At 64.8% G+C, this 15,770-nt stretch carries 9 protein-coding genes; 5 read left to right on the forward strand and 4 right to left on the reverse strand.

What is annotated here, in order from left to right:
- Window positions 1-3,143 (reverse strand): retention module-containing protein (locus V0R59_RS29090; RefSeq protein ID WP_330077992.1); only part of this gene is annotated, 3,143 nt, incomplete at its 3' end.
- A gap of 354 nt (window positions 3,144-3,497) precedes the next feature.
- On the opposite strand from V0R59_RS29090, the gene V0R59_RS29095 reads away from it, so the two are divergent.
- The 3 genes from V0R59_RS29095 to V0R59_RS29105 are packed head-to-tail and all read left to right on the forward strand — an operon-like array spanning window position 3,498 to window position 8,395.
- The gene (locus tag V0R59_RS29095) at window positions 3,498-4,847 is read left to right on the forward strand and encodes a TolC family outer membrane protein (protein WP_330077993.1); all 1,350 of its coding nucleotides are present in this window, start codon (window positions 3,498-3,500) and stop codon (window positions 4,845-4,847) included.
- 34 nt (window positions 4,848-4,881) lie between these two features.
- A complete protein-coding gene (locus V0R59_RS29100) occupies window positions 4,882-7,038 on the forward strand; it encodes a type I secretion system permease/ATPase (RefSeq protein WP_330077994.1) in 2,157 nt (718 codons plus the stop codon).
- A complete protein-coding gene (locus V0R59_RS29105) occupies window positions 7,028-8,395 on the forward strand; it encodes an HlyD family type I secretion periplasmic adaptor subunit (protein WP_330077995.1) in 1,368 nt (455 codons plus the stop codon). The genes V0R59_RS29100 and V0R59_RS29105 overlap by 11 nt, the downstream gene beginning before the upstream one ends.
- A 236-nt stretch (window positions 8,396-8,631) precedes the next feature.
- Here the strand turns inward: V0R59_RS29105 and V0R59_RS29110 are convergent, their stop codons facing one another.
- Together V0R59_RS29110 and rep are read right to left on the reverse strand one after the other, a co-directional pair.
- A complete protein-coding gene (locus V0R59_RS29110) occupies window positions 8,632-9,201 on the reverse strand; it encodes a xanthine phosphoribosyltransferase (RefSeq protein WP_330077996.1) in 570 nt (189 codons plus the stop codon).
- Between the two features lie 66 nt (window positions 9,202-9,267).
- Window positions 9,268-11,277 (reverse strand): DNA helicase Rep, encoded by a 2,010-nt coding sequence (gene rep, locus V0R59_RS29115; protein WP_330077997.1) that lies wholly within the window; start codon window positions 11,275-11,277, stop codon window positions 9,268-9,270.
- 265 nt (window positions 11,278-11,542) lie between these two features.
- Here rep and V0R59_RS29120 point away from each other — a divergent pair, with 265 nt between their 5' ends.
- Window positions 11,543-13,207, forward strand: coding sequence for a putative bifunctional diguanylate cyclase/phosphodiesterase (locus V0R59_RS29120; protein WP_330077998.1), 1,665 nt, complete (start codon window positions 11,543-11,545; stop codon window positions 13,205-13,207).
- A 55-nt stretch (window positions 13,208-13,262) separates the two neighbouring features.
- Here V0R59_RS29120 and V0R59_RS29125 read toward each other — a convergent pair whose 3' ends face one another.
- Window positions 13,263-14,645: a NorM family multidrug efflux MATE transporter gene (locus tag V0R59_RS29125; protein WP_330077999.1), complete on the reverse strand. Its 1,383-nt coding sequence runs from the start codon at window positions 14,643-14,645 to the stop codon at window positions 13,263-13,265.
- 135 nt (window positions 14,646-14,780) lie between these two features.
- On the opposite strand from V0R59_RS29125, the gene V0R59_RS29130 reads away from it, so the two are divergent.
- On the forward strand, window positions 14,781-15,725 hold the full coding sequence (locus tag V0R59_RS29130; RefSeq protein WP_330078000.1) for a LysR substrate-binding domain-containing protein: 945 nt from the start codon (window positions 14,781-14,783) through the stop codon (window positions 15,723-15,725).
- Window positions 15,726-15,770: the final 45 nt, after the last annotated feature.

Consider the following 15,770-nt stretch of genomic DNA (forward strand, 5'->3'; position numbering starts at 1 on the left):
TTGGTCAGCGGGGTGTTGGTATTCAACACGTTGTTCGGTGCGATGAAGTCGACCGAGCCGTTCGAAGCATTGACCGGAATGGTGATCGACTGACCGTTCGCCAGACTGATGACCAGTGGGGTGCCAGTAACCGGCGAAGTTACGGACGCGACGTAAGTGACAACACCACCTTCCACAGCCGAAGCAGTGGCGGTCAGGGTGACAGTCGACGTATCAATCGAATCCGTTACAGCGGTGACAGCCGCAGTCGGGCTGACTTCCAGGTGCTCGAAGTCACCGCCGGTGGTGCCGGTAATGGTCACGCTGACGTTGCCGCCGTCCACGTACACGGTGTTCTGTGGAGCGGGGAAGGTGATCGAACCTTCGCTCAGGCCTTTGCCGATCGTGATGGTCTCGCCGTTGCTCAGCGAAATCTTCATCTCCGTACCGGCCGGATTGGTCAGGGTCGCGGTGTAGACGATGCTGCCGCCTTCGGCGACGGTGCCGGTGGCCGTCAGGGTCAGGCCGGTGGTGTCGGTGGTATCGGTGACGGTGGTCACTGCCGGGGCGGGGTTGGCCACCAGGCTTTCGAAGTTGCCGCCGGTCACGCCGGTGATGGTGGTGCTGACTGGCGCTGCGCCGTTGTAGACGTCGTTCGGTGCGGCGACCTGCACGGTGCCGCTGGTGCCACCCACCGGAATGGTGATGGTCTGCCCGTTGGACAGGTTCACGATCACCGGCACGCCGGTCACCGGCGAGGTGACGCTGGCGGTATAGGTGATCAGGCCGGTCTCGCCCACGCTCGGGCTGGCACCGAGGCTGACGGTGGTGGTGTCGGTCGTGTCGGTGACGGTGGTCACTGCCGGGGCCGGGCTGGCCACCAGGCTCTCGAAGTTGCCACCGGTCACGTTGGTGATGGTGGTGCTGATCGGCGCCGCGCCGGTGTAGACATCGTTCGGCGCGGTGACGTTGACCGTGCCGCTGGTGCCCCCCACCGGAATGGTGATGGTCTGGCCATTGGACAGGGTGACGACCACCGGGGTGCCAGTCACCGGCGCACCGACGCTGGCGGTGTAGGTGATGACGCCGTTCTCGGCGACGCTGCTGTTGGCGCCCAGGCTGACGGTGGTGGTGTCGACGCTATCGGTGACGGTAGTCACGGCCGGGGCCGGGTTGGCCACCAGGCTTTCGAAGTTGCCGCCGGTCACGTTGGTGATCGTGGTGCTGATCGCCGGCGCGCCGTTATAGACGTCGTTCGGCGCGGTGACACTGACCGAGCCGCTGCTGCCGCCCACCGGGATGGTGATGGTCTGGCCGTTGGACAGGGTCACGATCACCGGTGCGCCGGTCACCGGCGAGGTGACGCTGGCGGTGTAGGTGATCGTGCCATTCTCGCCCACGCTCGGGCTGGCGCCGAGGCTGACGGTGGTGGTGTCGGTCGTGTCGGTGACTGTGGTCACGGCCGGAGCGGGGCTGGCTACCAGGTTCTCGAAGTTGCCACCGGCCACGCCGGTGATGGTGGTGCTGATCGGTGCCGCGCCGTTGTAGACATCGTTCGGCGCGCTGACACTCACCGTGCCGCTGGTGCCGCCGACGGGAATGGTGATGGTCTGGCCATTGGACAGGGTCACGACCACCGGAGTGCCGGTGACCGGCGCGCCGACGCTGGCGGTGTAGGTGATGACGCCGTTCTCGGCGACGCTGCTGTTGGCGCCGAGGCTGACGGTGGTGGTGTCGACGCTGTCGGTGACGGTGGTCACCGCCGGGGTGGTGCTGGCCACCAGGCTTTCGTAGTTGCCGCCGCTCACGCCAGTGATGGTGGTGCTGATCGGGCTGGCGCCGTTGTACACGTCGTTCGGTGCGGTGACCTGCACGCTGCCGACCGACTCGCCCACCGCGATGGTAATGGTCTGGCCATTGGACAGGGTCACGGTGACCGGCGAACCAGTGACTGGCGCGGTAACGCTGGCGGTATAGGTGATGACGCCGTTCTCGGCGACGCTGCCACTGGCGCCCAGGGTGACGGTGGTGGTGTCGATGGAATCGACGATGGTGGTCACCGCAGGCGTGGTGCTCGGTACCAGGTTCTCGAAGTTGCCCCCGGAAACCCCGGTGATGGTGGTGCTGACGGTGCTGCCGTTGGCGTAGACGTCATTGGCCGCGGTCGGCACCTGGATGCTGCCGGTGGACTCGCCGGCGGCGATGGTGATCACCGAGCCGTTGGACAGGGTCACGGTCACGGCGGTCTGCGCCGGGTTGTTCAGGCTGGCGGTGTAGACGATCGTGCCGCCCTCGGTGACGCTGCCGCCCGCAGTCAGGCTGACCGTGGTGGTGTCGAGGGTGTCGGTGATGGTGGTGACCGCCGGGGTCGGATCCGGGGTGACCGTCAGACCGCTACCGCCACTGGTGCCGACGATGGTGGTGGAAATCTGACGGTTGTCGATATAGACGTTGTCGTTTGCCGGGACCACCACGGTAACGCTGCCGCTCAACTGGCCGGCGGCGATGGTGATCACCGAGCCATTGGACAGGGTGACCTGCAGGTCGGTGGTCGCTGCCTGGGTCAGGGTCGCCGTGTAGACCAGCGCGCCGCCGGCCTCGGAAACGTTTGGCGTTGCGCTCAGCACAAGGCGGCTTTCCAGCGGGGTAGCGTCGGCGGTGGTCAGGTTATTGGCGGTAGTGTCCGTGGCGCCCGTGAGCTCGTCATCCAGCGCGGCGGCGAAATTCAGGCCTGCAGTCTCGTAGCCGATCGTCGGGTCAACCACCGCCGCCGTCGCGTCCAGCATCACCACGCTGTGGCCGCCGCCCGGCGCACCGCCGCCCTCGGACTGCGTGCCCGCAGCGGTCGCTTCAAGGTCTTTGGTCGGGTCGGCACCGGCGGCGATGGCTTGTTGCAGCTCTTCAACGGAAGGCGCGGCCTGAGCAGTGGCCTCTTCCAGGTCGGTCGTCGAGGTCGGGCTGTCGGCGCTCCACTGGCTCTCGCGACCCAGGTCGAGGGTGCGGCCGTCGGAAAGCTCCAGGCTCACGGCACCGGAGAGGCCCGTCAAAACCTGGTCGCCAGCAAACAGGCGATCGCCTTCGATAAGAATTCGCTGAACACCTTCTGGGGAAACGGCGATGACTTGGCCAACAACACGTTTGACGATGGCGACAACACTGCTCATGACACTCTCCGAACTAACCGTTCTATGTGGCTTCCATACGCGATTGGGCTGATGTGTGCCGCTATCTGCTTGGAAAGTTGCGCAAGGCGACTGAAAATCTGTTTTATGTCAATTTTATGGCTTGGGTCGCTTTGAAATTCTTTTTCGTCAAAGTATTGACCCTGAGTTCGCCATCCTAAACAATCGGCTTACTAATGTCACATTGATATTTCAAGAGGTGAAGCCCCTACGATCTGTGATGGGGTTCTCACTAGGAAATTTCCGACACGCGGTTTCCCTTTATAGCCATTTTCTGGCGGGATGCCATGTTTTGCTCTGATGTGGGACAAGCCGTCCCTAGGGAAGAAAAACGAAATGCGTCTGTCCGTTTTCACTGCCGTCCCCTTCGCTCTGCTCGCCACCCTCGTCAATGCACAAACCTTGCCGCAAGCCATGCAGCAGGCCCTTGAAGCGCACCCTGAAGTACAGGCCGGGATCAACGGTCGTCTGGCCGCCGACAAGCAGGTGCGGGTCGCCCAGGGTGGCTACCTGCCCAAGGTCGATGTCCTGGCCGGCTATGGCCGGGAGAGCACCGACAGCCCGAGTACCCGCGGCACCGGTGGCGATCACTGGGAAACCCTGAACCGTGGCGAGTCCAGCGTGCGGTTGCGGCAGATGGTGTTCGACGGCTTTGCCACGTCCAGTGAGGTCGGGCGTCAACAAGCCACCGCCAATGCCCGGGCATATGCGCTGTTGGACACTTCCGAGCGCACTGCATTGCAGACGGCCCGAGTCTTCATCGACGTACTGACCCGCCGCGAGATGGTGCGCCTGGCCGAGGCCAATCTGCGCAGCCACGAGCGCATCTACGACCAGATCCAGCTGCGCACCTCGCGCGGCGTCGGTCGCCAGGCCGACATGGACCAGGCCGAAGCGCGTCTGGCCGGTGCGAAAAACAACCTGCTGACGGAACAAACCAACCTCGCCGACGCACAAACCAGTTACCTGAGCGTGGTTGGCCAGTTGCCCGATGAACTGACCGCGCCGGCGCCGTTCATCGACCTGCTGCCTGCCAGCCTCGACGAGGCCCGCCAGCAGATGGTCGAGAACAACCCGGCGCTGCGCTCGGCCGAATCGGACATTGCCGCCGCCGACAAGCAGTACGACGCGGCCAAGTCGCGCTTCTACCCGCGTTTCGACGCCGAGCTTGAGCGTGCGGCGAACAACGACGTCGATGGCCTCAACGGGCACAACAACGAGTGGCAAGCCATGGTGCGCATGAGCTTCAACCTGTTCGACGGCGGCAGCGACAAGGCCGACCTGGAGTCCAAGGCCTTCATGGCCGGCCAGGCGCTGGATATTCGCAACAATGCCTTGCGTCAGCTCAACGAAGAGTTAGGCTTGGCATGGAATGCTATGCAGAACGCCGATGCCCAGGTGCCGATCGCGCAGCAATATGTCGATCACAGCAGCAAGGTACGCTCGGCCTACCAGAGCCAGTTCAGCCTCGGTGAACGCACCTTGCTCGACCTGCTCGACAGCGAGAACGAACTGTTCACCGCGCAACGTCGATTGGCTGAAGTGAAAGGCGTTCAACTGTTTACTCAATACCGGATCAAGGCGACCATTGGATCGCTGCTCAAGAGCCAGGGAGTCGTGGCGCCAATGGCAACGGTCGTGCAGAACGATCTCAAGCCCAAGGTGAACCTGCCCGGGCTGAATTGAGATCCTCCCTCACCCGCCAGCAAGAGAAGTTCGCGTGGAATCAGAAGTCAGTCGAACCCAGCTCACCCATGATCCGCGAAGCCAGCACGACGACCCGTTGCTGGACAGCCTGCTGTCGCTTTGCGTGCTGCACCAGAAGCCGGCCAGCCGGGCGATGCTCACCACCGGCCTGCCGCTGCCCTCGCAGCGCCTGAGCCCCGAACTGCTGCCACGGGCTGCGGCGCGGGCCGGGCTGCAAGGGCGGTTGTTGCAGCGCAAGCTGGAGCAGATCCCGAGCATCGCCATGCCGGCCATGCTGCTGCTCAAGGACGGTCGCAGCACCATCCTGCTTGGCTGGGAGAACGAGAACACCGCGCGCCTGCTGCTCAGCGAGAGCGACGGCGGCGAGGTCCACGTCACTCGTGAGGCCCTGCAGAGCGACTATGCCGGCCGCGTCTTCTTCGCCCAGCCGCAGCACAAGTTCGACGTCAACCACGGCAACCTGATCCCCCGGGCCCGTTCCTGGTTCCGTGACACCCTCAAGCGCTCCAAGTGGCTGTATGCCGACGCGATCGCCGCCAGCCTGATCATCAACCTGATCGCCATGGGCGCGCCGCTGTTCGTGATGAACGTCTATGACCGCGTCGTCCCCAACCAGGCCACCTCGACCCTGTGGGTGCTGGCCATCGGCATCACCGGCGCCTATGTCTTCGACCTGATCCTCAAGGGCCTGCGCAGCCTCTGCCTCGACCTTGCGGGGAAAAAGACCGACCTGATCATTTCCGCCACGCTGTTCGAACGCATCGTCGGCATGTCGATGAAGAACCGCCCGGCGCGGGTCGGCAGCTTTGCCCAGAACATCCACGAGTTCCAGGGCCTGCGCGACTTCCTCGCCTCGCTGACCCTGGCCAGCCTGATCGACCTGCCGTTCACCCTCCTGATCCTGATGGTGATCGGCATCATCGGCGGGCACCTGGTGTGGATCCCGATCGTGGCATTCCCGCTGGCCCTGGGCATCGGCTACGCCCTGCAGAAACCCCTCACCGCGACCCTGGAGCGGACCATGGCCCTGGCCTCCGAGCGCCAGTCGAGCCTGATCGAGACCCTCGCCGGCCTCGACGCGGTCAAGGTCAACAACGCCGAGAGCGAACGCCAGTACATGTGGGAGCAGACCATCGGCACCCTCAGCCGCCTGGAACTGCGGGTGAAAGTGCTGTCCGGCCTGGCGATGAACATCACCCTGCTGATCCAGCAGATGGCCGGTGTCGCCCTGATCTGCTTCGGCGTGTACCAGATCATGGCCGGCAACCTCAGCATGGGCGGCCTGATCGCCTGCTACATGCTCAGTGGCCGTGCCCTCAGCCCGCTGGGCCAGCTCGCCGGGCTGCTGACCCGCTACCAGCAGGCCAAGGTCACCATGGTCTCCACCGACCAGATGATGGAGTTGCCGCAGGAGCGCAACTTCGAGGAACGTCCGCTGAGCCGCCAGGTGCTGCAGGGCGCCATCGAGTTCCGCGGTGTCGACTTCACCTACCCCAACCAGCAGAACCTGGCGCTCAAGGGCATCAACCTGAGCATCCGTCCGGGCGAGAAGGTCGGCATCATCGGCCGCAGCGGCTCGGGCAAGAGCTCGCTGGCCAAGCTGGTGGTCGGCCTGTACGAAGCCGATGCCGGTTCGCTGCTGGTGGATGGTGTGGACATCCGCCAGATCGATGTCAGCGAGCTGCGCCACAACATCGGCTACGTGGCCCAGGATATCCAGCTGCTCGCCGGCACCCTGCGCGACAACCTGGTCAGCGGCGCGCGCTACGTCGAGGACGAGATGGTCCTGCAGGCCGCCGAGCTGGCCGGCGTCCATGAATTCGCCCGGCTGCACCCCAAGGGCTATGAGCTGCAGGTCGGCGAACGCGGCCAGAACCTTTCCGGCGGCCAGCGGCAGAACGTCGCCCTGGCCCGCGCGCTGCTGCTCAACCCGCAGATCCTGCTGCTCGACGAACCGACCGCAGCTATGGACAACACGGGCGAAGAACGGCTCAAGCAGCGCCTGCAGGCGGTGATCGAGCACAAGACCGTGGTTTTGGTGACCCACCGGGCGTCGCTGTTGACGCTGGTGGACCGGTTGATCGTCGTCGACCGTGGACAGATCGTAGCGGATGGCCCGAAAGCCGCCGTCATGGATGCGCTGAAGAAGGGGCAGATCAGTGTTGCTTAAGTCAGGCGTGGGACGTGTCCTGCGGAATTACTTCAAGGGTTCGCAGTCGTTTGGCGGCGAGCCGCTGCCCGAGGTCAACAAGGCGCTGGTGGAGGATGCCCCGCGCATCATCCGCCTGACCATCTGGGGCATCATCGCGTTCTTCGTGTTCCTTGTGCTGTGGGCCAACTTCGCCGTGCTCGACGAAGTCACCCGCGGCGACGGCAAGGCCATCCCGTCGTCGAAACTGCAGAAGATCCAGAACCTGGAAGGCGGCATCATCGCCCAGATCTACGCCCGTGAAGGCGAGATCGTCGAGGCCGGAGCGCCGCTGCTGCGCCTGGACGACACCCGCTTCGTGTCCAACGTGGGCGAGACCGAGGCCGATCGCATCGGCCTGGCCCTGCGGGTCGAGCGCTTGAGTGCCGAGGTCGAGGACCGGCCGCTGAACATCGATGCGGAGCTGCGCAAGGCGGCGCCGAGCCAGGCCGCCAGCGAGGAGTCCCTGTACGAGAGCCGCCGCCAGCAACTCCAGGACGAGATCGGCGGCCTGCAGGAGCAGCTGGTGCAGCGCCAGCAGGAATTGCGCGAGTTCTCTTCCAAGCAGACCCAGTACCGCAACAGCCTGCAGTTGCTGCGGCAGGAAATCGGCATGTCCGAGCCGCTGGTGGCCCAGGGGGCGGTTTCCCCGGTTGAGGTACTGCGTCTCAAGCGGGCCGAGGTGGAGACCCGTGGCCAGCTGGATGCCACTTCCCTGGCGATCCCGCGGGCGGAATCGGCGGTCAAGGAAGTCGAGCGCAAGGTCGACGAAACCCGCGGCAAGTTCCGCAGCGAGGCCCTGACCCAGCTGAACGAGGCGCGCACCGACCTGAGCAAGGCCCAGGCCACCGGCAAGGCCCTGGAAGACCGGGTCAGCCGGACGCTGGTCACCTCGCCGGTACGGGGGATCGTCAAGCAGGTGCTGGTCAACACCATTGGCGGCGTGATCCAGCCGGGCAGCGACCTGGTGGAGATCGTCCCGCTGGACGACACCCTGCTGGTGGAAGCGCGCATCCGGCCGCAGGACATCGCCTTCCTGCATCCGGGCCAGGAAGCCATGGTCAAGTTCAGTGCCTATGACTTCACCATCTATGGCGGCCTCAAGGCCAAGCTGGAACAGATCGGCGCGGACACCATCACCGACGAGGAAGGCAAGAACACCTTCTACCTGATCAAGCTGCGCACCGAGCGCAGCCACCTGGGCACCGACGAGAAACCGCTGCTGATCATCCCAGGCATGGTGGCGACGGTGGATATCATCACCGGCAAGAAGAGCGTGCTGAGCTACCTGCTCAAGCCGATCATCCGTGCCAGGGCAGAAGCACTGCACGAGCGTTGATCTGTGTGATTCCGCCCAGGCCTTCATGCGCTGTCGTGCAGAGAGCGGGTCAAAAGAGCGACGCGGACCCTTGTGGGAGCGGGTTCACCCGCGATTGCACCGGTGATGCCACCATCGTAATCGCGGGTAAACCCGCTCCCACAGAGTCCGTGTAGCGCCAACTGCAGGCATGAAAAAGCCCGCCGCCACAGTGATGTGGCGGCGGGCTTTTTACATCCGGACCAGGACGGCCGAGGTCAGAGGAAGGTGACCTGGCCACCCTCCAGCGATTTCACCCGGGCCAGCGATTCGACGCGGTAGCCCTGGGCATCCAGCTCGGCACGGCCGCCCTGGAACGACTTCTCGATGACGATGCCCAGGCCGGCAACGGTGGCGCCGGCCTGCTTGATGATCGAGATCAGCGCCTGGGAGGCCTTGCCGTTGGCCAGGAAGTCGTCGATCACCAGCACGCGGTCGCTGCTGTTCAGGTGACGCGGCGAGATGGCCACGGTGTTCTCGGTCTGCTTGGTGAAGGAGTACACCGACGCGGTCAGCAGGTTCTCCGTCAGGGTCAGGGACTGGTGCTTGCGCGCGAAGATCACCGGGACGCCCAGCTTCAGGCCGGTCATCACCGCCGGGGCGATGCCCGACGCTTCGATGGTGACGATCTTGGTCACGCCGGAATCGGCGAACAGGCGGGCGAACTCGTCGCCGATCAGCGCCATCAGCGCCGGATCGATCTGGTGGTTGAGAAACGCATCGACTTTCAGGACCTGGTCGGAAAGCACGATGCCTTCTTCGCGAATCTTCTGCTGCAGTGCTTCCACGGGTGTTTCCTCGGATGTAAGCAAAAGGCCCCGGCACGGGCCAGGGCGATTGAAAGGGTTGATTATCTACCGTTTGAGCATGGCGCGGATATCCGCCAGCGCCGTATTGCCCCGTGCCGCCTTGACCTCTACCGGTGCGTCGTCCAGTCCTTCCCAGGCCAGGTCATCCTCCGGCAGCTCATCCAGGAAGCGGCTCGGCGAACAATCGATGATCTCGCCGTACTGCTTGCGCTTGGCGGCGAAGGTGAAGGCCAGGGTCTGGCGCGCCCGGGTAATGCCGACATACGCCAGGCGGCGTTCTTCCTCGATGGTGTCGGCTTCGATGCTGGAGCGGTGTGGGAGGATTTCCTCCTCCATGCCCATGATGAACACGTAGGGGAACTCCAGGCCCTTGGACGCGTGCAGGGTCATCATCTGCACGCCCTCGGCGCCGTCTTCCTCTTCCTGCTGGCGCTCCAGCATATCGCGCAGCACCAGCTTGCCGATGGCGTCCTCGATGGTCATGTCGCCGTCCTCGTCCTTCTCCAGCGTGCTTTTCAGCGCGTCGATGAGGAACCAGACGTTGCCCATGCGGAAGTCCGCGGCCTTGTCGCTGGAGCTGTTGCTGCGAATCCAGTTTTCGTAGTCGATGTCCATCACCATGCTGCGCAGCGCGGCGATCGGATCTTCCAGGGCCACCTGCTCGCGGACCTTGTCCATCCACGTCTTGAAGCGGTGCAGACGGTCGGTGAAACGGCTGTCCAGATGCTCGCGCAGGCCCAGCTCCTCGCTGGCGGCGTACATCGAGATCTTGCGCTCGGTGGCGTAGTTGCCGAGCTTTTCCAGGGTGGTCGAGCCGATTTCCCGGCGCGGCACGTTGATCACCCGCAGGTAGGCGTTGTCGTCGTCCGGGTTCACCAGCAGGCGGAAGTAGGCCATCAGGTCCTTCACTTCCTGGCGTCCGAAGAAGCTGTTGCCGCCGGACAGGCGATACGGCACCTGGTGATGCTGCAGCTTCAGCTCGATCAGCTTGGCCTGGTAGTTGCCGCGGTAGAGGATGGCGAAGTCGCTGTACGGGCGGTCGGTGCGCAGGTGCAGGCTGAGGATCTCCATGGCCACCCGCTCGGCTTCGGCTTCCTCGTTCTTGCAGCGGATCACGCGGATCTCGTCGCCGTGGCCCATCTCGCTCCACAGCTGCTTCTCGAAAGCGTGCGGGTTGTTCGAGATCAGCACGTTGGCGCAGCGCAGGATGCGGCTGGTGGAGCGGTAGTTCTGCTCCAGCATGACCACCTTCAGCGACGGGTAGTCGTCCTTGAGCAGCATCAGGTTTTCCGGGCGCGCGCCGCGCCAGGCGTAGATCGACTGGTCGTCGTCGCCGACCACGGTGAACTGGTTGCGCGTGCCGATCAGCATCTTCACCAGCAGGTACTGGCTGGCGTTGGTGTCCTGGTATTCGTCCACCAGCAGGTAGCGCACGCGGTTCTGCCACTTCTCCAGGATGTCGGTGTGTTCCTCGAACAGCTTCACCGGCAGCAGGATCAGGTCGTCGAAGTCCACCGCGTTGAACGCCTTGAGCGTGCGCTGGTAGTGCATGTAGACGATGGCGGCGGTCTGCTCCTTGGGGTTGCGCGCCTTTTCCAGGGCCTCGGGGGGCAGGATCAGGTCGTTCTTCCAGGCGCCGATCATGTTCTTGATCTCGTCGACGCCGTCGTCCCCGGAGTACTCCTTCTGCATGATGTCGGTCATCAGCGCCTTCACGTCGGTTTCGTCGAAGATCGAGAAACCGGGCTTGTAGCCCAGGCGCTGGTGTTCCTTGCGGATGATGTTCAGGCCGAGGTTGTGGAAGGTCGAGACCGTCAGGCCGCGGCCCTCGCCCTTGCGCAGCAGGGTGCCGACCCGCTCCTTCATCTCCCGCGCGGCCTTGTTGGTGAAGGTCATGGCCACGATGTACTGGGCGCGGATCCCGCAGTTCTGGATCAGGTGGGCGATCTTGCGGGTGATCACGCTGGTCTTGCCGGAGCCTGCGCCGGCAAGTACCAGGAGCGGGCCGCCGACGTAGTTCACGGCTTCTTGCTGCCGGGGATTGAGTCGGGACATGGGGTGAACCGGGGTGGCTGAAAAATAGCCGCGCAGTTTAACAGGGCTTCGCCGTCATGGCGCGACCGTCTGACAGTGTGACGCAGCACAATATCTAAATTTGCCGGCTCTGCTACTTTCCATCAGGATGCGCCTCCAAATGGATGGATTTTCCTGAAGCGAGAGCGGTTGTTTCAAGTGAAAATCATTTACATTAGTGCCGTTGTAACAAATGATTTGTCCCGCGCCCTGTCTGCGTCCGCGCGTTGGTCACTAAGGAGAGAGCTTGTCTACGCCTGCCGAACCGTTGCGTTTGCTTCTGCTGGCTGAGGAACCCGAGTGGGCGATTGCTCTCGGCGAGTCTCTGTTGCCGCTGGCGGGCACTGCGGTATTGCTGACGGCACCGAGCTGGGAGTCGGTGGACAGCCTGTTCGCCCGCGACCGCAATGCCGTGGTGTTGACCACCCCTGGCCGCCAGCCGGCGCCAGGGCGCTGCGACCTGCCGATGGTGCTGCTGCTGGACGCCGAGCCGGCCAAGGCGCCACCCGGTGTCAGCGACTGGCTGGTGCGTGGGCAACTGGGCAGCGACACCGTGCGCCGTTGCCTGCGCCATGTGCGCGAGCGCGGGGTGCTGGAATCGACCCTGCAGCGCCTGGCCGAGGAAGATCCGCTGACCGGCATCGCCAACCGCCAGGGCTTCCAGACCCTGCTCACGGCGCGCCTGGCCGAGAACGATGGTCGCGGCGTTGCCCTCGGCCACCTCGACCTGGACAACTTCCGCCACGCCAACGACGCCCTCGGCCACCAGGGCGGCGATCGCCTGATCCTGCAGGTGGTGGGCCGCCTGAAGAGCCAGCTGGAAGCCGGCGACCGCGTGGCGCGCCTGGGCAGTGACGAATTCGCGCTGCTCATCGACACCCGCCGCGATCCGCAGCGCGCCGAGCGCATGGCCGAACGGATAGTCGAAGCCCTGGCCGAGCCCTACTGGATCGATGGCGAAAGCCTGCTGATCGGCTGCAGCCTTGGCGTTGCCCACGCCCGCGCCCAGGCAGGCGCCGACCCGCTGATGTGGCACGCGCACATCGCCATGCAGCAGGCCAAGGGCACCCACGGCTGCACCTATCACGTGTTCGACGAGCGCATCAATCGCAATGCCCGCAGCCTGGCCGACCTGGAAAGCGAGTTGCGTCGCGCCCTGCGCCGTGACGAACTGGAACTGCACTACCAGCCGCGCCTGGATCTGGCCGAGGGCCGTATCGTCGGCCTGGAGGCCCTGGTGCGCTGGCGCCACGGCGAACGCGGCCTGCTGCCGCCCAGCGAGTTCGTGCCGCTGGCCGAGCAGAGCGGGCTGATCGTGCCGCTGGGCTACTGGGTGATTTCCCGCGCCTTGCGTGACATGCAGGTCCTGCGCGAACGCGGCCTGGCGCCGCTGCACATGGCGGTGAACCTGTCGTTCCGCCAGTTCCAGGACAGCCAGTTGCTGGCCACCCTGAGCCGGCTGATCGTGCAGCACGGCGTGGATGCGCGCTGGCTGGAGTTCGAGCTGACGGAAACCGCGGTGATGCGTCGCAACGACCTGGTCAAGCAGACCATGGATGCCCTGGGGCGGCTTGGCGTGCGCTTCTCGCTGGATGACTTCGGTACCGGCTTCTCGTCCTTCGTCCACCTCAACAGTCTGCCGATCGCCCTGCTCAAGGTGGACCGCAGCTTCGTCGGCGGCATGGAACAGCGCGAAGAAAACCGCAAGCTGGTGCACGCCATGATCAACCTGGCGCACAACCTTCATCTGGATGTGGTGGCGGAGGGGGTGGAGACCGAGGAGCAGCTGGACCTGCTGCGCAGCTTCGGCTGCGACCAGGTGCAGGGTTACCTGATCAGCAAGCCGCTGGCGATCGAGCCGTTGGTGGAGTATCTGCTGCTGGCGGCGGCGCAAAGGCCGGTCGCGCTCTAAGTAAATCGTGAGAACGCTGGAGCACTGTGGGAGCGAGCAAGCTCGCTCCCACAGTTTAGGACTGAACGGCTATTCCTTGGCTGTCCCCACCAATCATCCGCTTCATCCGCCACTCGAACGCCAGGGTCAGGCTGATCGCCGCAAACGCCAACCCCAGCGCCAGCCCCCACCAGACGCCTACCGCGCCCATTCCCAGCGGAAACGCCATGATCCACGCCGCCGGTGCGCCGATCGCCCAGTAGCTGAACAACCCCACCAGGAAGGTCGTCTTGGCATCCTTGAGTCCGCGAATCGAGCCCATGGCGATGGTCTGGATGCCGTCGAACAGCTCGAACCACGCCGCCACCATCAACAGGCTTACCGCCAGCTTGATCACCTCGGCGAACGCCGGGTCATCGCGGTCCAGGAACAACCCCACCAGCGGCTCGGGCATCACCCAGAACAGCACCGAGAACCCCAGCATCACCGCCGCGCCGAAGCCGATCCCCAGCCGTCCCGCATTGCGCGCTGCCAGCAGGCGGTCCGCGCCATAGTGCAGGCCGACGCGCATGGTCACCGCATAGGACAGGCCCGCCGGAATCATGAAGGCGGTGGAGACGATCTGCAGGGCAATCTGGTGCGCGCCCAGCTCGGTACTGCCCATGGTGCCTATGCACAGCGCGGCGAAGGCGAACAAGCCGACTTCCACGGTGTAGGTGCCGCCAATCGGCAGTCCCAGTCGCCACAGCTCGCGCAGCGCCGGTAGTGATGGCCGTGCCAGGTTGCGCCGGATCGGGTAGGGCGCATAGGCCGGATGCCGGCGGATATACAGGGCCAGGGCGATGGCCATGGCATTGGCGACGACCGCCGTGACCAGGCCGATGCCCACCAGCCCCAGCTTCGGCAGGCCGAACATACCCTCGATCAGCGCATAGTTGAGCAGGAAGTTGGCCACGGTCCCCACCAGGCTGATGACCATCACCGGCGACGACCGCCCCAGCGCGCTGGTGAAGCCGCGCAGAGCCATGAAGGTCAGGTAGCCGGGCAGGGCGAAGGGCAGCAGCAACAGGAAGTGGCTGGCGTTCTCGACGTTGCCGGGCTGCTGTCCGAGCAGCAACAGCACCGGCCCCAGGTTCCACAGCACCAGCGCGGCGACCACGGCCATCACCCAGGCCAGCCACAGCCCGGCCTGGGTCAGGCGGGTGGCGCCCTCGGCGTCGCCAGCGCCATGGCGAATGGCGACCAGGGTGCCCACCGCAGCGATCACGCCGAGGCAGAAGATCGACACGAACGAATAGCTGGCCGCACCCAGTCCACCCCCGGCAAGGGCCTCGGGGCTGATCCTGGCCATCATGAAGGTGTCGGTGAGCAGCATCAGCATGTGCGCCAACTGCGAGGCCACCAGCGGCCCGGCCAGCCGCAACAGTGCCTTGAGTTCATGGGTTGGCGCCGCTTGCATGATTCCGCGTCCTTTTCCGAAAGTGAGTGACAAGCCGCTGATTCTCGACCTTTGCGTCAACCCGCACAAAAGGATAAAAACGATCGGTGGCATGAGTAAAACTCATGCGAAGATGCGCGCTCACGGAGGTTCGCCATGTCCCATCGTCTTCCCCCGCTGTACGCTCTGCGCGCCTTCGAAGCGGCGGCGCGGCACAGTTCGTTCACCCGCGCGGCGGATGAGCTGAACATCACCCAGAGCGCGGTGAGCCGGCATATCCGCACCCTCGAAGAGCACTTCGCCTGCCGCCTGTTCATGCGCAATGGCCGCAGCCTGCAACTCACCGAGGCCGCGCGCCTGCTCCTGCCCGGGGTGCGCGAAGGCTTTGCCGCGCTTGAACGGGCCTGCGGCACCCTGCGCAGCGAGGAAGGCATCTTGCGCATGAAAGCCCCGTCGACCCTGACCATGCGCTGGCTGCTGGCGCGGCTCAGCCGCTTCCGTCACCTGCAGCCGGGCAACGAAGTGCAACTGACCAGCGCGTGGATGGATGTCGACCATGTCGACTTCAACCAGGAACCCTTCGACTGCGCGGTGCTGCTGGGCGACGGGCATTTCCCGCCGGACTGGGAAGTGAGCCGGCTGTTCGCCGAGTTGCTGGTGCCGGTGGGCGCCCCGGGCCTGCTCAGCGACGGGCCCTGGACGGTAGAGCGCCTGGCCACCTGCGAACTGCTGCACCCGACCCCGGACAAGCGCGACTGGCGCACCTGGCTGGCGCGCATGAGCCTGACCGAACAGGTCTCGCTCAAGGGTGGCCAGGTCTTCGACACCCTGGAGCTGGGCATGATTGCTGCCGCCCGCGGCTACGGCGTGTCCATGGGTGATCTGCTGATGGTCGCCGAGGACGTCGCCCAGGGACGCCTCAGTCTGCCGTGGCCGGCGGCGGTGGCCAGCGGGCTCGACTACTATCTGGTCTGGCCGCGTACCCGCCCTGGCGGCGAGCGCCTGCGCCGGCTCAGTGACTTCCTGCAGGCTGAGGCGCGGGCCATGCAGTTGCCAGAAGTGACGATGTTGCAGGCAAATGACCCAAACGACAGCGAATGACCGTTTGCGCGAAATAACCGGGCTCAGCGCTCAAGTAATGCGCCG

Source organism: Pseudomonas ulcerans, assembly GCF_036324125.1.
In the GTDB taxonomy this organism is placed as follows: Bacteria; Pseudomonadota; Gammaproteobacteria; order Pseudomonadales; family Pseudomonadaceae; genus Aquipseudomonas; species Aquipseudomonas ulcerans.